Origin of the sequence: Chryseobacterium sp. MEBOG07 (assembly GCF_021869745.1) — a bacterium.
GTDB lineage: Bacteria > Bacteroidota > Bacteroidia > Flavobacteriales > Weeksellaceae > Chryseobacterium > Chryseobacterium viscerum.
This window is the reverse complement of record NZ_CP084579.1, coordinates 5,069,779-5,089,543: the sequence shown is the minus strand read 5'-3', so window position 1 is coordinate 5,089,543 and position 19,765 is coordinate 5,069,779. Positions and strand designations below refer to the sequence as shown.

General features: G+C 36.1%; 15 protein-coding genes. 5 read left to right on the top strand and 10 right to left on the bottom strand.

Translation table 11 applies throughout. The features are described from left to right. Positions 1 to 3 precede the first annotated feature (3 nt). The 6 genes from LF886_RS23460 to LF886_RS23435 all read right to left on the bottom strand — a co-directional run bounded on the left by LF886_RS23460 (position 4) and on the right by LF886_RS23435 (position 11,113). On the bottom strand, positions 4 to 6,369 hold the full coding sequence (locus tag LF886_RS23460; RefSeq protein ID WP_236852034.1) for an RHS repeat-associated core domain-containing protein: 6,366 nt from the start codon (positions 6,367 to 6,369) through the stop codon (positions 4 to 6). 6 nt (positions 6,370 to 6,375) lie between these two features. Beyond that, on the bottom strand, positions 6,376 to 6,897 hold the full coding sequence (locus LF886_RS23455; protein WP_236852033.1) for a hypothetical protein: 522 nt from the start codon (positions 6,895 to 6,897) through the stop codon (positions 6,376 to 6,378). A gap of 800 nt (positions 6,898 to 7,697) precedes the next feature. After that, positions 7,698 to 8,333 carry a carbonic anhydrase gene (locus LF886_RS23450; RefSeq protein ID WP_236852032.1) on the bottom strand — a complete coding sequence of 212 codons (636 nt, stop codon included), beginning with the start codon at positions 8,331 to 8,333 and terminating at the stop codon, positions 7,698 to 7,700. A 51-nt stretch (positions 8,334 to 8,384) separates the two neighbouring features. Next, the gene (locus tag LF886_RS23445; RefSeq protein ID WP_236852031.1) at positions 8,385 to 9,977 is read right to left on the bottom strand and encodes a SulP family inorganic anion transporter; all 1,593 of its coding nucleotides are present in this window, start codon (positions 9,975 to 9,977) and stop codon (positions 8,385 to 8,387) included. 146 nt (positions 9,978 to 10,123) lie between these two features. Next, the gene (locus LF886_RS23440) at positions 10,124 to 10,423 is read right to left on the bottom strand and encodes a hypothetical protein (protein WP_236852030.1); all 300 of its coding nucleotides are present in this window, start codon (positions 10,421 to 10,423) and stop codon (positions 10,124 to 10,126) included. 21 nt (positions 10,424 to 10,444) lie between these two features. Further along, positions 10,445 to 11,113, bottom strand: coding sequence for a carbonic anhydrase (locus LF886_RS23435; RefSeq protein ID WP_124532389.1), 669 nt, complete (start codon positions 11,111 to 11,113; stop codon positions 10,445 to 10,447). Between the two features lie 488 nt (positions 11,114 to 11,601). Here LF886_RS23435 and LF886_RS23430 point away from each other — a divergent pair, with 488 nt between their 5' ends. Further along, positions 11,602 to 12,630 (top strand): AraC family transcriptional regulator, encoded by a 1,029-nt coding sequence (locus tag LF886_RS23430; RefSeq protein WP_236852029.1) that lies wholly within the window; start codon positions 11,602 to 11,604, stop codon positions 12,628 to 12,630. A 121-nt stretch (positions 12,631 to 12,751) separates the two neighbouring features. Then, positions 12,752 to 13,363: a DUF2306 domain-containing protein gene (locus tag LF886_RS23425; RefSeq protein WP_236852028.1), complete on the top strand. Its 612-nt coding sequence runs from the start codon at positions 12,752 to 12,754 to the stop codon at positions 13,361 to 13,363. A 7-nt stretch (positions 13,364 to 13,370) separates the two neighbouring features. Here the strand turns inward: LF886_RS23425 and LF886_RS23420 are convergent, their stop codons facing one another. The 4 genes from LF886_RS23420 to LF886_RS23405 form a co-directional block, all read right to left on the bottom strand. Continuing rightward, positions 13,371 to 14,864 (bottom strand): phosphoethanolamine transferase, encoded by a 1,494-nt coding sequence (locus LF886_RS23420; protein WP_236852027.1) that lies wholly within the window; start codon positions 14,862 to 14,864, stop codon positions 13,371 to 13,373. Between the two features lie 536 nt (positions 14,865 to 15,400). Beyond that, positions 15,401 to 15,955 (bottom strand): serine O-acetyltransferase, encoded by a 555-nt coding sequence (locus LF886_RS23415; RefSeq protein ID WP_236852026.1) that lies wholly within the window; start codon positions 15,953 to 15,955, stop codon positions 15,401 to 15,403. 11 nt (positions 15,956 to 15,966) lie between these two features. Beyond that, the gene (locus LF886_RS23410) at positions 15,967 to 17,115 is read right to left on the bottom strand and encodes a glycosyltransferase (RefSeq protein ID WP_236852025.1); all 1,149 of its coding nucleotides are present in this window, start codon (positions 17,113 to 17,115) and stop codon (positions 15,967 to 15,969) included. A gap of 37 nt (positions 17,116 to 17,152) precedes the next feature. Continuing rightward, positions 17,153 to 17,725, bottom strand: coding sequence for an acyltransferase (locus tag LF886_RS23405; protein ID WP_236852024.1), 573 nt, complete (start codon positions 17,723 to 17,725; stop codon positions 17,153 to 17,155). A gap of 50 nt (positions 17,726 to 17,775) precedes the next feature. On the opposite strand from LF886_RS23405, the gene LF886_RS23400 reads away from it, so the two are divergent. The 3 genes from LF886_RS23400 to LF886_RS23390 all read left to right on the top strand — a co-directional run bounded on the left by LF886_RS23400 (position 17,776) and on the right by LF886_RS23390 (position 19,765). Then, entirely contained in the window at positions 17,776 to 18,747 is a 972-nt protein-coding gene (locus LF886_RS23400) for a 3-oxoacyl-ACP synthase III family protein (RefSeq protein ID WP_236852023.1), read from the top strand. A gap of 65 nt (positions 18,748 to 18,812) precedes the next feature. Further along, positions 18,813 to 19,007, top strand: a complete 195-nt coding sequence (locus LF886_RS23395; RefSeq protein ID WP_236852022.1) for a hypothetical protein — start codon at positions 18,813 to 18,815, stop codon at positions 19,005 to 19,007. Then, positions 19,007 to 19,765 carry an SDR family NAD(P)-dependent oxidoreductase gene (locus LF886_RS23390; protein WP_236852021.1) on the top strand — a complete coding sequence of 253 codons (759 nt, stop codon included), beginning with the start codon at positions 19,007 to 19,009 and terminating at the stop codon, positions 19,763 to 19,765. The genes LF886_RS23395 and LF886_RS23390 overlap by 1 nt, the downstream gene beginning before the upstream one ends.

Genomic DNA, 19,765 nt, shown 5'->3' with positions numbered 1-19,765 from the left:
AAATTAAAGACCTAACCAATTCCATCTTACAAACTTTGGAGCAGAATCTGATATTTTTAATGGAGCTCCACCAGTTACAATTCGCCCTGGCTTTCCTTGTCCTCCAATGCCTTTAGAAACAGGAGGTCCTACTTGACTTTTTGGAACAGAAAACTCAATGTATGATCCTTTATTTGCTTGGCCTAATTGAACATCAGTTGCTTTTATAAAGGGTTGAATTTCTACATCAACTCCATATGGCTCACCCCTAGAGGCATTTATTACTCCACTTTTCTTAATTCCTTTAAGAGCATTATATGATGTGTGGTGACGTACTTTGACCATTTCCTCACTAATAGTTTTACCTGTATACTCACCTTTATAGCTGAATTTAGGTGTTTCCTTATATATAGGTATTTGGGTTGCCCCCTCATTAGCAAGCTGGTAACCAATAACTTCATCAGCAAAACCACCATTTACATCTCCAATTACAACAGGAGGTATTTTTCCAGGAGTTGTTCCTACTGTGGTAGTTTTTGGTGTGTTGTTCAAAGTCCATGCACCTCTACCTACAGCAATGGGAGCGCCCTTTAAGATTGTTCCTTGTGGAGCACCTATTTGAGCTGCTTTTGCATTTTGGGCAATCTGACCTATAGTGCCGGCTATTGCACCCGCAGCTCCGCCTATAACTGCACCGGATATCCCCCCTACTACAGTTCCCTCAATTATATTTTCACCAAACATTACAGCTGTGGCAAACCCGTTAATCGCTCCTGCAACAGCTCCTCCTGAAGCTCCTGCAATAGCTCCACCCAATAGACCGCCCTGTATTCCATATGCAGCAGCAGTGGTAAGAGCAGCCGAGCCCACAACAGTAGCTACACCTCCGGTAAATGCACCTACAGCAGCTCCCATTGCAATTTTCCCCCAGGTAGCACCCCAGTTCCAACTGAAAGGGTTTAATGAGCCACCATTGGCTTTTACTCCTGTTAAATAGCCTCCTATAACTGCTCCTACAGCAATCCATACAAATTCTCCATTAGGATCATTGTACATCATCGGATTATTCATCACATACCCGTACCTATTGTAAATTTGGGTATTGAATGGGTCTTGGATATTTTCATCAGCATTCAGGAACCTTCTGAGAAGTGGATCGTAGAGCCTTCCATTCATATGGATGAGCCCCACTTCTGTAAAGTGCTCATGTCCGGTATATCCACGGTCTATTAATAACCCTCCGGAAACATTTAGAAGAACATCAATGCTGGCTTTACCAACAGCCAATTTACTTTTTCCAATGCGAAGATGAGTCAAGTTACCCCATGCATCAAAATGCCTTTGCTCCAGCATATTTCCTGCTTCATCGCTAATGGCTAAGATACTTCCCAGATAGTCTTTATGCAAAAATTTAAAAGAGCCACTATTCTCATCGTAGTTCTTCAAAAATACAATATTACTTTCATATGTATTACCCTCAATATAAATGATGTGTTTTTCTTTTCCATTGATATTATTCCTTATTACTTCAAAGCTTCCTTCTTCACTGTATAGTTTGGTGAATTCTCCGTCATTTTCCGGAGAGAATTGTCCTTTATAGGTTGCCCTTTGTCTCATTCCGGTTAATCCATACTCAAATCCTACAGAACCTTTTTCTCCTGCAATGTATACGGGATCATTATTTTCATTATAAAGAACTGTCTGAACCAAATCCTGATCATAATTCTGCATCCCATCACTATTCAGAGTCATTCCGGTAGCCTGATAGATCTTGTTTGTATTTTCATACTTAATGGTTCCCACCTGGTCATTTACCAAGATTCTGCCTTTTACATCATATATATTTCTATTGGTGGAAGGCTTATCTCCTGAAATCGGGTCTGTCCAGTTGACCAGACGGTTGTTATCGTCATAATCAAAAAATTCTGTTTCAAAAGGTAATACTGATTTTCTGCTTTTAAGCTCGTTTTTAATCGCATCAAAATTGTATGAAGCTTTAAGAATATCTGGCTTTATAGGTGAGGAATGATTAGCATTTGTCAAAAATCCGTTACCATCATATTCATTATTAATTTCAGCAGCTCCCAATTTAGCCTTTACCAGCAGTCCTTTTGCATTGGTTTCTTTCAGTTCCCATAAAACTTTCCCAGAAGTCTTATCCTTAACTTGGTATAACTCACCATTCCACGCATTGTATAGGTTTTCTACAGAAACATTAGTGGTTCCCACTGAAGTCTGTATTGCTTTTTCATAAGAGCTTATCCTTCCTTTGCTGTCATAAACAACATTTTTATGCGAAAAGTAAGCGTCAGGAGTATCCTGGAAAGAAGAAGTGTTTCTTCCCTGAGGGTCATAGTTTATATTATATGTATAACTCTTTCCATTGGATATTCCTGTTTTTTCAGTAAGCCTTCCTTTATTGTTATAGAAGAAGCTTATTGCTTTATCCGTTTCGTTTCCTGTAGTGGATTTTTCATTCTGAATTACAAGCTGCCCAAGGTTGTTATACTGATATCTTTTCTCACCCTTTGGGCTTATTACTCTTGACAGAGCCCCCATATAGCCAAGGTATTGATATTCATATACTCCGGTAGAAGGATCTTCTACCCGTATTTTATTTCCCCAGTCATCATACATAGTGGTCACAATATGCTCTGCATATTTGGCTTGGATCTGTTGACCCGATGCATTGTAAGAAAACTGTACTGTACCTCCCTTATCGGTAGTTGATATCACATTTCCTAAAGCATCCAGCGTCTGGGAATTTATCCTGCCATAATCCAATGGACTGGTTTCTTTCAACGTTGTGGTAAAGCCTGATATAATAGTTTCTGTCTGCTTTCCGGTAAATGCTGTAGCTTTTACCTTAGCAGGAAATACAGTATCATCATAAACAAAGGTATTCCACTGGTTGACACTTTGTCCTTCGAAATAAGGTTCAGATTCCTTTATCTTCCTACCCAGGACATCATACTGAGCGTCTTTAGACACATACTTTCCCTGTGCAAAAGCTTTGGATGATGTTTTATATTCCTGTCCCAGCTTATTGATAAAAACTTTTGCAACATCTCCATCAGGGTCATTACGGGTAATGGTCTCATTGTACAGGTTATCCTTTTCATACAGGTAAGTTGTAGCACCTGTAAGGCTGGAAGCAGAGCTTAGAGGCTTACCCCATACATCAAAGGTATTGGTAAGAGTATTGCCATCGGTATCCGTTTGGGTCAAAATCTGTCCCAGACTGTTGTAGGTAAACTGTGTTTCTCGTCCTAGATTATCAGTTTTTTTAATAACAAACCTTCCTGTTGGATCATACGCATCTTTCTGAGCCTTTGAATTCCCGTCAATACCAGAGGCGGTTTTTTTGAATATAATATTCCCAAAGCCATCATATGAATATTCTTCCGTTATAGCTTGTGTAGTATTATTTCCCGGGAAAAACTGACTATTTTTTAAAAGGTTGTTTTCATAGGTATAGGTGGTGAAGATATTTTGTATATCACCGTAAGCTTCTATTTTTTCAGCCTTGTTGGTGGGCCTGCCCACATAATAATCTTTTCCTGTTCCCCAGATATTATGGGTATAGTCAAACTCAGTGGTAGATACACCGTAACCGTAATTGCTATTGATTTCTATTTTAGAAGGCAGATAATAGTTTTCATACGTAGTTACTTTCTGGACGAATGTTCCGGTTAAAAAATCTTTTGTTTTAGTAAAATTAGGAACAATGGCCGTAACAATTTTGGATTGATATCCCGGAGGTACAGAGGTAACTACTTGGCCGTTCAGAAGCTTATCTGCCTTATAGTCTACAGATTCAAAGCTTAACAGGTGGGTATTGTTCTCTGAAATATCTGTCGGAAAAATACTATTTTCATTATTGGTTCTGATGCTCCATTCTTTTACTGGCGCACCATCTAATTTTGGATCTATTTGTGATCCCGACCATATTTTCGTATTTTCAAAACCATCGGCATACCATGAAGAACGGGCTATCTGATGAAAGCCTAATAATTTTTTACCCTGCAGGTTTCCTACAAGTCCTCTATAACGGAAATCTTGCTTTCTTCCTTCTTCTATAAGTTGTGATACGGCATATGCCTGATCTACCCTTGCCATGGCATAGTTAGGATAAATTTCTTTCTTTTCTTTCTTGTAGAAATCAGGAGTTGTGGTATTGCCAGGAACTACTTCCAGGTATTTTACATTGGTAGTCACTCCTCCTTGTGTAATAGAAGTCATTCTGGCCAATTCAGAAACAGAAGTAGGTCCTTTTATTTTTTTCAGGAACTGCTTCCAGTATAAAAAGACATTATAATAATTATTCCCGGATTTTATAGAATTGGTAATCGGAGTAAAGAGAGTAAGATCAAGCAGATCCTGTGTGCTATATGACGGGCTTTGAAATAACCAGTTGGGAGTAAAGTTCGGCGTTCCATTAACATCTGATCCATTAGCCATCTTTGCACTTACAACATAACCGAAATCTCTTGAGCCGCCTGCGTTGAACATATTGATCTGGTTATAGGAGAATACCTGAACAATATCAGATTTCCCATCCTTGTTCATATCCGTAACCGAAAAGAAATATTGTTTGGCAAATTTGGCATAATTCCCCGTCATTTCTTTCTGAAACTTTCTATAGGTGAAAAATTCTTGCTTTAGAAAATGGATAAACCCTTTGTCTGTTCCCATGTAAAATCTCCAGTCGTCAGGTTTTCCTATCGCATAATCGGTAATAGGAATTGCGAAGTCAAGTTTTCCGTCTCCATTATAATCACCAAATAATACCGGAAATTCGGGATCTTTTGTTTCCATAAGGTTTCCTGAAAATCTTATTTTCTGCAGGTATTGTATGGCATCGTATTTTACAAATTCAAAAACAGTATACTGCGTACCCGATACATTAATAATTTCTACCTTTCCATCCCCATCTATATCCATGAACTTACGTTCCTTATAATCATTTTCATTAATTCCAGCATCAAGGAGCAGACTAATTAAAGGAATAGTCGGATTTTTAAGGTCTATTATACCTTTTGAATTAAATCCAACCGGAGCTCCATCATCAAGAAAAGCATCTGGTATGCCGTCTCCATTGAAGTCTCCTACTTCAAGGATAATATTATCATCTTGTCCATAAAAAACTGTATTACCCAGACTTTTATCAAATACCTTTACAAAATCATTATTTCTAAAAATATAGCCATAGACTCTACTATTTTTAATTTCTACTATTCCATTTCCGTTATACACTTGACCTTCTTCGTCTAATAATGTACTGACTACTTTGGCATTACCTGCAAAAACTTTACCTGTAGAAACGGTTGAAAAAGTCTCATTAAAAGCACCAAGCTTTACTGTGCCATTATTCATCAGGAAATCCAGATAAGAGTCCCCATTAAAATCCCCAACCAATTTAACGTCATTAAATGGCTCAGGCTCTGCCGTATATTCTGCATAAGAAGAATTTACCATGGCCGGATACGTGAAGGTAACAGGATTGGCAGTTTCATTATTGGCATTATATTCGGTAATCTTCCCCACAAACTGATAATTGGTTCCATTGCCTGTATATTCTATACTGTATCGCTTAAATTGATTGTTATTAGTAAGTACCTTTACCTCTGAAAGAATCTTGTTTTGGTAAGATTTAAGTCCTTGTACATAAGATTCTTCTTTTAAGTCTCTGTCATTATAGGAAAACTGTATGGTGTTCATATAAGGTGTATTCATATCCTTATTACCACCCCAGCTTATACTGCTTATCATGGCAGTACGGGTTCCCTGTACATAGCTGTATGAAATGTAATTTCCTTGTGGATCTTTCCATTCACTTATATTATACTCATTTGGAATTCTGGCATCTGCACCACGGCCATACCATGCCTGGGAACCATCCTCAAAAGTCACTTCCCAATATTCCGGGCCATACCATCCAGCGGCAGTTCCTATAGATTTGAATTTCGTGTTGGAATATTTTTCCGTTACATATTCTGCACCGTCTTTACCATATTCTCCTGATTTCAGTACCAGTCTTTTACCATTAAAACTATAATAATCAGAGAAGTCCATCTGAAGTCCCTTTACCTCTCCAGTATTTTCTATGTTTTTAGCTGTTCTGCTGATAGTGGTTATTCCTGAGATACTCCATCCATATCCAGCTATACCATTGCCTGATTCACTGTTGTAAACCAAACTCAGCTGTGGTGATACTGATTTTACTCCCGGAGGAAAATCTATGGGTAAAGAAAACTGAAGCTGCCCAACTCTGTTGACTTCAATATTTCCTTTAGTATCATGGAAGTTCTGGGCAATGGAGAATATTGAAAAGAAAGATAATACGAGCGATGAAAATATTTGTATTTTCTTGTGATTGTACTTTTTCATGATGCATTATCTTTTAGTAATGTTTTTACTGAAAATTCTTCCGTCTTTCAGCGTAAAGCGAAGGATATATACTCCCCAATCATATCCAGTCATGTTAATTTTTAACTGTCTGTTAAGTCCGGGAATATTCTGCTGCTGGAATTTCCAATGTACCGTGCTATGTTGATAAAGAGAAGCATACTCTATAAGTTTGTCTGTTTCCTCGGTCCAATCAATGGTTAAAACATCATTGACCGGAACCGGATACAACCGTACCTGTTTCCAAAAATTCTTTTCATCCAACACCGGAGTTTGGGTCAGAGAGGCGGTTTTAAGCTGTTTTGAAGCTTTTCCGGCAAGGTCTTCAGGACCACGGTATTTCTGATTGCCTGCTTCATCATATTTGAAATAGACTTCAGTTTGGGAATATCCCCAAAATCCGATCAGGAGGCAAAACAAAGGACAGATTTTCCTTTGTAATCTGATTTTCCGGGCCGACATGCACGGAGTGGTACACCCTGAAGATGTACTCAAATAATGTTTTTTCATTGTTTTTTGTTTTAAAGTTAAAAGTAGATTTGGCTATCCCAATGAATGGAAATTACCGCCATATTTAACGGTATTTTTTGCGACAGGAAATTGTTATCCTGATAGATAGAATTTTTTCATACAATTTGTTTTTAGGGTGTAGGAATATAACCCGACGGAAATCAGGGTATTAAAATAAGTAGTCTGGTAGACTTTAGGCTTTATAAGCCCTGCACATAAAGATATAAGGAGAATCTTTAAATTGTGCATATAAGAAATTAGGTATAGAAACATAATTTCTTTTATTCATATGTTATAGTTTTTTTTTGGGTGGGCTTACATTCTCTGTAATAATCCTACACCCCATAAATTTGGTATTTTAAATTTGTCTTTTTTGCAACAAGAACTTCAGGTTATATTCATATTCTTTTATTTTTGAAATATTTTTTTTAGTTTCTTTCTCAATAACAAAACTATAATTTCATAGCGACAAATCATGTCGTATCTTTTTTCTCTTTACACAAAAAGGAATGTGCAAAAACAAGAACTTTGATTGAATCTATATTTATTGTTTTGTAGTGCCAATCTGATATAGAAAACTTTTGTATTGTTAAAAAATAATAATGCCAATATATAATTAATGTTTGATAATGAAAAATAAATCTCCTCAAAATGAAATATTTCATTATTTTTAGCATCTTAACAGATCAATAGATTTATTATTTACTTTATTTAGAGCAAAAAATAACAAAAAATAAATGCCACCGAAATTCGATGGCATTTTCTGTAAATTATAATTGAAATTTAATGAGTTTTACTTTTTATAACCAGCTTACTGCACCTGTTTCAACATCATAGTTAGCTCCAACAATTTTAATTTTACCTTCAGTTTCAAGGTTTCTAAGTGTTGAACTTTGTTTACGGATGTCTTCAATCGCGCTTCTTACGTTCTGCTGATTGAGTCTTTCAAGAAGTGAGCTGTTTTTAGATGAACGCTCTTCATTCTCTTCGATAATCTCATTGATGATTGGGTCAAAATGATTGATAAGGTGGTTCAGGTTATCCATTCCCAGACCTTCAATCTGCGCAGCGTCAAGACCTCCTTTTAAGGCTCCGCATTTCGTGTGACCTAAAACTACGATAAGTTTAGAACCAGCAACATTACAGCCAAATTCCATTGATCCAAGAATGTCCTGGTTCACAAAATTACCTGCAATTCTGATACTGAAAACATCTCCTAATCCCTGATCAAAGATAAGTTCTGCAGAAGTACGGCTGTCTATACAGCTTAAAACTACAGCAAAAGGCCACTGCCCTTCACGGGTAGCATTCACTTGCTCAAGAAGATCTCTGTTTGCCTTAAGGTTGTTTACAAATCTCTGGTTCCCTTCTTGTAAGAATTCTAAAGCTTTCTCAGGTGTAATAGTAGATTGAGTTTCGTATGTATGTGCTTTCATATAATGTATTGTTTTCGAATTTAAAGTTAAAAAAATTATTGATGAATGAGATTACATGGCTCTATTGTGAGTAACTAAAATATGAGAGTCCTCACTTCTTTCGTAATCTCGGTATGAAGTTTTAAAGCCTAGTAGTTCAACATTGATGTCTTGTTCCTTTGCCCTGATATTGGCAAAATCCTGAATCATTTCCAGTACATCTGTTGCAATGTATGAAGTGTTTCGGGCATCAATGATAACCGTAGAATTTGGTTTTATATTTTTAAGTGTTTTTTTGATAGCTGCTTTATTTAAAAATGATACTTCTTCAGCCAGCTTGATGTTGATTCCATCTGCATTATCCAGTCTTTCTCTGCTTAAATAATACGCTCTTTTCATATTTCCCTGAAGAATATAGAAAACAGAAATGGCAAGACCAATTCCTACTCCTTTTAATAAGTCTGTTGCTACAACTGCTGCAACTGTTGCTACAAACGGTATAAACTGGAATTTACCCAAATGCCAGAAATGTTTGAACGTAGCCGGTTTTGCCAGCTTGTACCCAACTAAAATTAATACCGCAGCTAAAGTAGCCAGAGGAATTAAATTTAAAATAACAGGAATAGAAAGTACACAGATCAATAAGAATATCCCGTGAATGATAGCTGATATTTTAGAGGTTGCTCCTGCATTAGCATTAGCAGAACTTCTTACCACAACAGAGGTCATTGGAAGACCACCAATAAATGAACTGATAAGATTTCCTATTCCCTGGGCTTTAAGCTCAAGATTGGTATCCGTAATTCTTCTTTGTCTGTCTAATCGGTCTGATGCTTCAATACAAAGTAACGTTTCAATAGATGCTACAATAGCAATCGTAGCTCCTACAATCCATACTTTAGGATTGGTAAAACCATTAAAATCTGGAGTTGTAATCAGGTTTTTAAAATCATCAAAAGTCTTTGGAATAGGTAAAGAAACCAAATGCTGGGTTTCAATAGCCAGAGAACTTCCGGACATTTTAAAAAGTTGGTTTAAAAGGATACTTATAATTACTGCAACCAATGCTCCTGGAAGCAGTTTCATCCTTTTCAGTACGTGTATTTTATCCCATGCAATAAGAACTGCTACAGAAATCAAAGTGATAACGATGGCTCCCGGATGGATTGCCCCAAATAATTCTGCAAAATATCCGAAATTCAAGCCATTATCAAAGATGGATTCATGACCTTCATAATCTTTATCGAATCCTAAAGCATGCGGAATCTGTTTTAAAATAATAATGATCCCAATGGCAGCAAGCATTCCTTCAATAACGTTGTTGGGGAAATAGTTGGAAATACTTCCAGCCCTTACAAACCCTAAAACCAATTGAATAAGTCCTGCGATGATCCCCGCACAAAGGAAGAGTTCAAATGCGCCAAGATCAGTGATAGCTGTTAAAACAATTGCCGTTAAACCTGCAGCAGGTCCGGAAACTGAAATATTTGAATTACTCAATGTTCCTACTACCAGGCCGCCTACAATACCGGAAATAATACCGGATAATGGGGGAGCACCTGATGCTAAAGCAATTCCTAAACACAACGGAAGTGCTACTAAAAATACCACGAGTCCTGAAGGAAAATTCTCCTTGATTCCTCCTATTAATGATGTCTTTTTCATAATGTGAAGCTGTAAAGTATAACCGGCTTATTTGTTTTTAAATAAGTCAATTACAAAGAAGTTGAAAAAAATAATTTTTAAAGTACGTGCGTATCCGATATCAAAAATGATATGGAATAAGTATCAAAAAAATCTAACTATAGGAGTTACGCTTCCGGAGGGGGAGAAAATATAGTAAGTAAAGGTGACAGATGAAAAGAATCATCGATCAGTACAAAAGATACACCCTGAACATCAGGTTCAGAAAACTTCAGATAATCGAAAACATCCAAAGGTTTCGGAATCGTCTTTTCGTAAACAATAAATGAGGTTGGGTGAGAATGGGGTTCTTCTTCATTGATTATTATATTCGTTCTTGCAATATCCCAGCCTGCTACCGCAGCAATGCTTGGCAGCGCTGTAAAATTGAGAAAAAACGTTAATACAATAATACTCCAGAATTTCATCTTACCTTCTTTTTAGAAAAACTATTCAGTCTTTCTGCTCATTACCCAATCAGAACCCGTAAGGTTGTAGATCTTTTGGATGTCTTTTAAGATTTTCTCAAAATCAATCTCCAGATCAATGATCTTACCTGTTCTAAGGTCAAATACCCAGCCGTGTACAATAGGTTGTTCTTCTAAAATATACCTTTCCTGTACGCAGGCCATTTTGATCACGTTGATGCACTGCTCCTGAACATTAAGTTCTACAAGTCTGTCATAACGCTTGTTTTCGTCCTGAAGAGAATCCAGTTCCACCTGATGCAGCCTGTAAACGTCACGAATGTTTCTCAGCCATGGATTTAATAATCCTAAATCCTGAGGAGTCATCGCTGCTTTTACACCGCCACAGTTGTAATGCCCGCAAACAATAATGTGTTTTACTTTCAGATGTTCTACAGCATATTGGATAACCGCTGTGGAACTCATATCTAAAGTATTAATAACATTAGCAATGTTTCTGTGAACAAATACTTCTCCAGGTTTTGCTCCCATCAATTCTTCTGCAGTGGCTCTACTGTCCGAACATCCGATGTACAGATATTCTGGATGCTGAGTTTTTGCAAGTTCCTGAAAGAAGTTTGGATCTTCTGCTACTTTGGACTCTACCCATTTTCTATTGTTTTCAAAAATAACCTCGTACGATTGTGACATAATTTTAAATTTTTAAAAGTTTATAATTATTTATTTCGTTTAAATTATTTCCAAAATCAATAGACTAAATCAATAATTATGCAAAAATATAATATTTGTTAAAGATTCAATCACTTTTAACAAAGTTTAATATTAAAATATGCTTAAAATCATATTCGTATTTCGATATGATTTGCTATGCTGTTATTGAGATCTATATGGCAATCCAAACGTTTAAAAGCTAAGATAAAATTACGAAGTATAAATTAAAATTTGAGATTTGAGAATTAAAATATTCTTAATTATTTACCAGAGAAGAGATTTACCTCACGAGAATTAATTAAAAAGGCCGTAGATATGTCGAAAAATGAATAATTTAACCACCTGATTAATCTATCCATCTAATGTCTGATTTTGGTCTGCAATCTTTATCCTCGGTATTTTATCTGTCAGGAATTTTTATTGCCTGTTTTTCTTCATTTCTGATTATGGGGAAACGTAGAAAAATAATGGCTGATTACGTACTGGCAGCATGGTTTCTGATTATAGGACTGCACCTTATCTTATTCATCTTATTTTTTTCGGGTAGCTATGTGAAGTTTCCTCATTTCCTGGGCTATGAAGTTATCTTTCCATTTATCCATGGGCCTATGTTGTATGTATATGTTTTGTGCGTTACAGGGAGAAATCCGGGAAAAAAGATCTGGTTGCTGCATTTTATTCCTGTTTTGATTGTCTTTTTGATGCTTTTTAGACTGTTGATTTTATCTCCCTGGGATAAGCTTTCCGTTTATCAAAGCGGAAACAAAGAGTATGCATTCATAAGTAAGGTTCTCAAATACATGATGATCCTATCGGGAATAGTATATGTTGCTTTAAGCCTTTTTGCTGTTAGAAAATACACGAAAAGAATTTCCAACCAATATTCCAACACTGAGAAAATTAATCTTAACTGGTTGTATTATCTTATTGCCGGGATAGCGTTGATATGGGTTGCCGTGATTATTAGAAATGATATTCTTATTTTTTCCATCGTGGTTCTTTTTATTGTAGTGGCTGCTTACTTTGGAATAAGTCGTGTCGGGATTCTGGATTTGCCTATTGCAGCAGAGGCCATACATGGAAAAGCAGCTGATGAAGAGACGGTGAAGTATCAGAAAAATTCCCCCGGAGAGGATGCTATAATGACTATTTATGAAAAGCTTGTTGATAAGATGGAGAAGGAAAAGCTTTATAAGGATCCAGAGCTGAATCTGAATTATACTGCGGCACTATTAGACGTTCACCCTAATGTATTGTCTCAGGCAATTAATTCAATAGAAAATAAAAACTTTTATGATTATATCAATCGTCAGCGGATTGATGAATTCAAAAGGATAGCAGTGCTTCCCGAAAACGAAAAGTTTACCATTCTTTCACTGGCATTTGAGAGCGGATTCAATTCAAAAACTTCATTTAACCGAAATTTTAAAAAGTACATGAACTGCTCACCAAGAGAATTTCTAAAAAGCCAAAGCATTACTATTAATATGGAATAATTTGGCTTGGTGTTTTGTAGTTTGTTGTATTTTAGTAACTTATAAATAGGTTCCACCTTTCATGTTGGAACAGTTGGAGCTTTTAAAATCCTCATTTTTACAAAAAAATTAATCAGTCACTATGAAAAAATTATTATTTGTAATCATGTGTATTTTGGCATTGCTTATCGGAGCCTATCCTCTTCTTTATGCCTTCGTCGAACATAAATATACTTTTCTGGGTTCAAAATCTGCTGAAGTACTTCATAATATCATTTGGAAAACAGCATTTTTTGCACATATTATTTTTGGCGGGCTGGCACTTTTTATAGGCTGGCGCCAGTTTGGAAGCTCATTTAGAAATAAATATATAAGAATACACCGGAAAATAGGAGCTCTTTATGTAATCGCTGTGATCATAAGCTCTATTTCAGCTATTTATATGGGTTTTTATGCCAATGGAGGACTGGTTTCAGCAATAGGGTTTATCTGTTTGGGATGCATCTGGCTCATGACAACTCTTGCCGCAGTGGCACAGATTAAACAAAAGAATATTATCCAGCATCAGCAATTGATGACTTATAGTTATGCCTGTACCTTTGCAGCGGTGACCCTTAGGCTGTGGTATCCTTTACTAAAAAGCATTACCGGAGATCCTGATAACTCTTATATTGCCGTAGCATGGCTTTGCTGGGTTCCTAATCTGCTGTTTGCCTATTTTATCAATAGAAAAAAGGCAGCAATACAAATTTAACGGCTATTTACTCAGGCAATTTATCATATTCCATACTCTTCATTTCTAAGTTTAAATATTTCTTGCCTTCATTTTTATAATGCTGAGGAGGTTCAAGACCCATATATTTCATGATGAGAGGATACACATAAGTGGTTTGGGTTTGCTTGGTTTCATGTCCGGTAACTCTGTAATCTGCCGGGACTTTATCACCATACCATATAAAAAATGGAACCTGGGTAGATTCTTTTGAGTCCACATGCAATAGTTTGTCTCCTTGTATCTTCAGTCCATGATCTGATGCGTAGATGACTACAGAATTGGTATTTTTCAGTGTGCTGAAAATATTTTTGAAGACATAATCTGTATATTTGATAGAGCTGTCATAGCAGTTCAGGCCTTCAGAATTCCAATTAGGAGGGAGCCTGTTGCAAGGATTGGGATGGCTTCCCATGATATGAAGAACCACAAATTTATCTCCTTGGTTCTGAATGACTTTTTTGAGTTCAGGAACAATTTCTTCATCATAGCCGTTTACCCATTTTTTATTTTTGGATAGGGAAGCCATAGCGGTTATTCCTCTGGCACTTGCTTGTGTACTCAGCCAGAAAGAATTGTAGCCGGCTTGATTAGCCATGTTGATAACATTGTCGGAGAGTTTGTCATAACGGTATCTGAATTCATCCGGATGGATGCTCGACAGCATTAGAGGAACACTTAGATTGGTGATTCCCGCAGGTGAAACAGCATGATCAAAAATCATCATATTTTCAGCTTGCTGATCCGTAAAAGGAGTAGTTTTTTTAGAATATCCATACAATGACATATTCTGTTTTCTTTCTGATTCTCCGATGATCAGAATTACATTTTCTATCCCTGGCTGTATTTTTTTAATGTTGAAAACAGGGATATTCTTTTTAATTGCGTTAATATCTCTCTGTATATTCAATGCAGTATTGAAATCGGATAAATGATAATATACATTTTTAATCATTTTTCCTCCTCCTTTATTACTTATGTATTTGTGTTTTAGATGATATCCAAATGGTAAAATAAGCCATAATAAAGCGATAATGATAAATTTAGCATCGAATTTTACTACCTCTTTTTTAAGGTAATTCACGGAGTATAGTAGCATTCCCAGAAAAACAAAAAATAAAATACCAGGAAGAATAAACATATAAGACATGCTCATTGCTTCATCTGGATTAGATTCAAGAATACTGATGGCCATTCCTACATTAAACCCGGAATGGTAGATGAGAAAACAGGATGCTGATATCAGAAAGTTAATACTCAATAACAAACAGAGAACAACAGCGATGACGGAAGTAAATTTATTCTTAAAAAGAAGGGCATTAAATACAAGAAAAGAACAAAACATAATCCCGTATTCAATAATATTTCGGATGCTGTCCAGTTTTTCCGCTCCGAACAGATTATCAAAAATATAAGGGAAAGAAAGTAGAAAACCTGTGAGGTATATTATAATGAGAAGAATAGGAATTATTTTTTTGAACATATTTGTATGTGCTTTCTGTTAAGATAAATTTTTTAAATAATCTTTCCCAAAAGTCCTCCGGATAAGAGTCTGCCGAATATCATAATCATGTATTGCATGAAAAGAATTTATATAAGATACTCATTCTAAAGGTTGGAGTATGATATCAACTCAAAAAGAAAACTTTTAAAGAGGGGGTGTTACAGTTTCGTGTGGAGAGCTGCTTTTTCCGCCAGACTTTAAGTTACTGTAGAAAATCTAATTATAGAGTTGATAATGCAGATAAAGAATGGGAGGGGTAAAGATGTATTTTTTTCATCAAAAATTATTTTTTAAAATTAATAATAAGAGCTGGGTTGTGTTTTTAATATTAAGTGGTTTTTTTTCAGAAATAGCAGTATTGAGGGATTGATGTCAGCTGAGTTCTAAAACATTATATTTTTTATAAAATCAGATGATTATGTTGCTATTTCATAGCCAAACAATACTTTTTTTACAAATGTAAACGAAATTACCGATAAATGCAAGTAGAACTTTTACTATAACTGTTGGATTTACTACACTTTACGGTTGATATAATCCATTGTGGCATTCTCTGTAGGGATAATTTTAGCGGGGTTTCCTATGACAACAGAATGGGAAGGAACATCAAAATTGACATAGGAATTTGGAACGATCAATACGTTGTCGCCAATTGTGATACCCCCTACAATTACTGCATTGGTGCCTATCCATACTTCATCGCCAATAACAGGAGAACCTGCATTTTTCCCACGGTTTTGCTGGCCTATAGTGACTCCCTGTGCGATATTACAGTTTTTTCCAATAATGGTTTTTGGGTTGATGACAAGACTTCCCCAGTGGCCCAGATAAAAACCTTCCCCGATTTGGGTCTCAGGATAAATCTGAAAGCCGTATTTGATTTGATAATGTCTTAATACAATTCTCCAAAAAGTATTCAAAACAGGGCTCTTCTGATATTTCTGAGCCATTCTTAAGACATATACAAAATGAAGATTAGGATTAATGCACTTTTTCCAGATTTCAAACTTTGAAAGCCACTTTCCGCTTTCTCGGTAAAAGTCTTTTTGAATAATAGAATAATTGGCCATCGTAACTATTTTTATACTTCATCAATTATTTTCTGAAGATGCTCTACAGATTTCTCTAAAACAAACGGAAGTTCAGTTTCTGAGATCTCTTTTTTGTACCCTTCAGATATATTTTTATCGGTAAGAAACTTTTTCATTCCTTCATAGATTCCTTCTTCGGAATTTGGGGTGATATTTCCAAGTCTTCCGTCCTGCAGAAGATCTCTGATCCCGGAAATATCCGTTGCAGAAATAGGTTTGTTGAGAATAAGTGCTTCGGCAATGATGGTAGGGAACCCTTCATGGCGTGAAGACATAATATAAAAATCTGCTTTTTTCATGTAAGGATACGGATTACTGCTGAAACCCAGCATTTTTGCGGTATCCTGAAGCCCAAGTTGATTAAGCTGATCCTGAATATTGTTAAAATCATAACCATCACCAATGATCAGAAGCTGATGTTTCAATCCCTCATCAATCAGTTTTTTATGAACATTTAAAAGCCGGTCGTAGCCCTTCTGCGGATATACAGTGCCTACCGTTACAAAAGTGGGAAGATCCGTGTTGAACGGGTAATCATTAATTTCAATATCCGCTTTCCTTAAGGTATCATTCTTATCAATCGGATTAAAGATCTTGATGACAGACTCCTTTTCAGCTTCGTTTTTGGCCAAGTTGTGCATACCTTCCTGAAGTTTGTTGGAAATCACAAGAATTCTGTCAAATTTGAAAAACTGTCTGATGACTTCCGGAGTGTATCCTTTTAGATTGAAAATATCATTCTGTACCCAGATGATTTTTTTGGAATCTTTTTGAGGACTGGACAGAATTTCCTGATGCATCGCATGAATGGCTGCAATTTCTACATCATATTTTTTATTTTTTAAAACAAATTTATAAAGAAGAGAAGGAAACCAAAGAAACATTTTCTGATACAAAACCCTGTAAGCCTTCACAGGGATGTCCTGCGGCCTGTTGGTTGTTATCATTTCTCCTTTTGTTAAATAGTATAGAGTCACCCAGGATGGAACTTCTTTAATATATATTCCGGAATAAAGGTTGACAAGAAGATCTACTTCATATTTATCCGAAGGAAGATTCTTCAAAAAGTTGATTAATACTTTCTCAGCACCACCATGACGTAATGAACCTATACGAATGAGGAGTTTTTTCTTTTCCAATTTGTTTTTTGTCTTTTATGATTTTACAAGATTAAATTTATTTAATTTTTCTTGCTTTTTTATACTTGTGAGGAAGATTTTCTTTGATATAGGCATCCAGCTTTTTTCTGTCTTTCTCCAATTCACGGGGGTATTCCGGATTGTTTTTTAAGACAATATCACCATAATCTTCAATAGTACACAGAAATTGTGCCGGGTTTCCGATAAAGACTGTATTGTCCGGCATAGACTGTGACAATACTGAGTTGGCTCCTAAAATACAGTTGTTTCCAATCTGTACATCCTGCATGATCACACAATTGAGCCCGATGGTACAGTTATTTCCGATTTTTATTCTCCCAAGAATTCTGGCATCTTCATATCCGGGAAGTCTTCTCAATAGAGTAGTGGTTCCACCATGGTTCACAAATCTTACATCTCCGGCAATATTCACATTGTCGCCAATCTCAATAAGGTAGGGTTCAGTTCCGAAATACACTTTATCAGGCATATTGAAGTTTTTACCTACTTTCATCCCTCTATATTTTGCCACTTCAAGGCTTCCTCTATTCAAAAAAGAATGATAGAGAGAATCTAATTTTAATAGGAATCTGAATATAAAAATCGTCACAAGTATAAATTTGTTTTCGTTACTTTTGCAAAGAAAGAGAATTTATTAATATGATGAAAATTTCAAAAATAGAATATTATCTGCCTCAGCAGGTGTTAACTAACCAAGATCTTGAAAAACTATTTCCCGAGTGGAGTTCCGAACGTATTCATGAGAAAGTAGGCATCGCTCAGCGTCATATCTCTTCTGAGAATGAAACAGCGCTGGATATGGCGGTACAATCTTCAGAAAAAATTTTCGAAAACTATGACCGGAACAAGGTAGATTTCATTTTGTTTTGTACCCAAAGTCCAGAGTATTTTCTTCCTACAACGGCCTGTATTTTGCAGGACAGACTTGGTCTTAGAAAAAATATTGGAGCCATAGACTTTAACCTTGGCTGTTCGGGGTTTGTGTATGGACTGGCTTTTGCAAAAGGACTGATCTCGGCAGGAATTGCAAAGAGCATTCTTTTGGTGACTTCAGAAACCTATACCAAACATATTCACCCAGATGATAAAGGAAACCGAAGTATATTCGGGGATGCCTCTGCTTCTGCGATTATTGAAAAAGCTGAAGGGAATGATTATCAATTCTGTCTGGGAACAGATGGAAGTGGTGCTGAAAACCTTATCGTGAAGAAAGGAGGCTTCAAAAGAGATTTTGCGCTGAATCCTGAGCATGAATTCAGCCCTGAAAATATTTATATGAATGGTCCTGAAATTTTTAATTTTACCATTGAAAATATCCCGGGACTGGTAAAAGAAACTTTAGAAGTCAATGGAATGACGATGGATGATATTGACCATTTTGTTTTTCACCAGGCCAATTCTTTTATGCTGAATTATTTAAGAAAGAAAACAAAAATACCGGCAGAAAAGTTTTATATTGATATGGAAAAAACCGGGAATACTGTTTCTGCAACAATTCCTATTGCCCTTAAGAATATGATGGATAAAGGAATGCTGAAGGAAGGTGATAAAGTTTTAATGGCAGGATTTGGAGTAGGATACTCATGGGGTGCCACTATTATGGAAATTTAAGAGAACAAACATTTAAAATTATAAAATATGAAGACATCTGTTTTTTAGAAAAACTACAAGAGGAATTGGAAGAAGATGAAACATTAACCACTGAAACGAATTTGAAATCTTTAGAGAGTTATGATTCTATCAGTTTACTTTCTGTTATTGCGTTTGTAGACGAAAATTTCAGTAAAAAAATTGATACAAAACACTTTAAAGATATAGAGACTGTTTCAGATCTGATGAATGTTATTGGGAAAGAAAATTTTGAAGATTAATGGACGTTTTCTCATTAAAAAATAAAATTATTCTTATTACAGGAGCTTCTTCCGGCATCGGGAGAAGCTGTTCTGTAGAATGCAGCAGAAGTGGTGCCGATCTGATTCTTGTAGGAAGAAACCATGAGGAACTGATGAAAACCGTTTCCATGCTGGATCCTGAAACGAAAGTAGAGGTCATTACCGAAGATATTACCCAATCTGAAAACCTTGAAGGAATTATTGCAGATAAAGTTTCGATTTTAGGTAAAATATCAGGATTTATACACTGTGCCGGCATTGAAAAAACATTGCCGTTAAAAAAGCACAATACTCAGCTGTATCAGGATATATTTGCAGTGAATGTCATTGCCGGACTTGAAATTGCTAAAATTTTATCTCTAAAAAAGTATAAAGATGAAACCTCCAGTTTCGTATTTATTTCTTCTGTTGCAGGGATGGTAGGAGAGGCTGGGAAAGCGGCTTATTCTGCCAGTAAAGGAGCTGTTATTTCCGGAGCCCGTTCATTGGCAATGGAACTTTCCAGAAGTAATATCCGGGTCAATAGCATAAGTCCTGCAATGGTAAATACCCCGATTTTAGAAAAAATGTTTGAAGATATCGGTGAAGAAGCTTCATCAGAAATCATAAAAAAGCATCCGCTGGGAATAGGAGATCCTAAAGATGTAGCGAATGCTTGTATTTTTCTACTGTCAGATGCCTCAAGATGGGTCACAGGGACCAATCTCGTAATAGACGGAGGATATTCTGCACAGTAA

What these genes read in the sequence shown, in the direction of transcription:
- LF886_RS23460 (WP_236852034.1), bottom strand. Translation starts at nt 6,369, where the DNA reads ATGAAAAAGTACAATCACAAGAAAATACAAATATTTTCATCGCTCGTA.
- LF886_RS23455 (WP_236852033.1), bottom strand. Translation starts at nt 6,897, where the DNA reads ATGAAAAAACATTATTTGAGTACATCTTCAGGGTGTACCACTCCGTGC.
- LF886_RS23450 (WP_236852032.1), bottom strand. Translation starts at nt 8,333, where the DNA reads ATGAAAGCACATACATACGAAACTCAATCTACTATTACACCTGAGAAA.
- LF886_RS23445 (WP_236852031.1), bottom strand. Translation starts at nt 9,977, where the DNA reads ATGAAAAAGACATCATTAATAGGAGGAATCAAGGAGAATTTTCCTTCA.
- LF886_RS23440 (WP_236852030.1), bottom strand. Translation starts at nt 10,423, where the DNA reads ATGAAATTCTGGAGTATTATTGTATTAACGTTTTTTCTCAATTTTACA.
- LF886_RS23435 (WP_124532389.1), bottom strand. Translation starts at nt 11,113, where the DNA reads ATGTCACAATCGTACGAGGTTATTTTTGAAAACAATAGAAAATGGGTA.
- LF886_RS23430 (WP_236852029.1), top strand. Translation starts at nt 11,602, where the DNA reads ATGGCTGATTACGTACTGGCAGCATGGTTTCTGATTATAGGACTGCAC.
- LF886_RS23425 (WP_236852028.1), top strand. Translation starts at nt 12,752, where the DNA reads ATGAAAAAATTATTATTTGTAATCATGTGTATTTTGGCATTGCTTATC.
- LF886_RS23420 (WP_236852027.1), bottom strand. Translation starts at nt 14,864, where the DNA reads ATGTTCAAAAAAATAATTCCTATTCTTCTCATTATAATATACCTCACA.
- LF886_RS23415 (WP_236852026.1), bottom strand. Translation starts at nt 15,955, where the DNA reads ATGGCCAATTATTCTATTATTCAAAAAGACTTTTACCGAGAAAGCGGA.
- LF886_RS23400 (WP_236852023.1), top strand. Translation starts at nt 17,776, where the DNA reads ATGATGAAAATTTCAAAAATAGAATATTATCTGCCTCAGCAGGTGTTA.
- LF886_RS23390 (WP_236852021.1), top strand. Translation starts at nt 19,007, where the DNA reads ATGGACGTTTTCTCATTAAAAAATAAAATTATTCTTATTACAGGAGCT.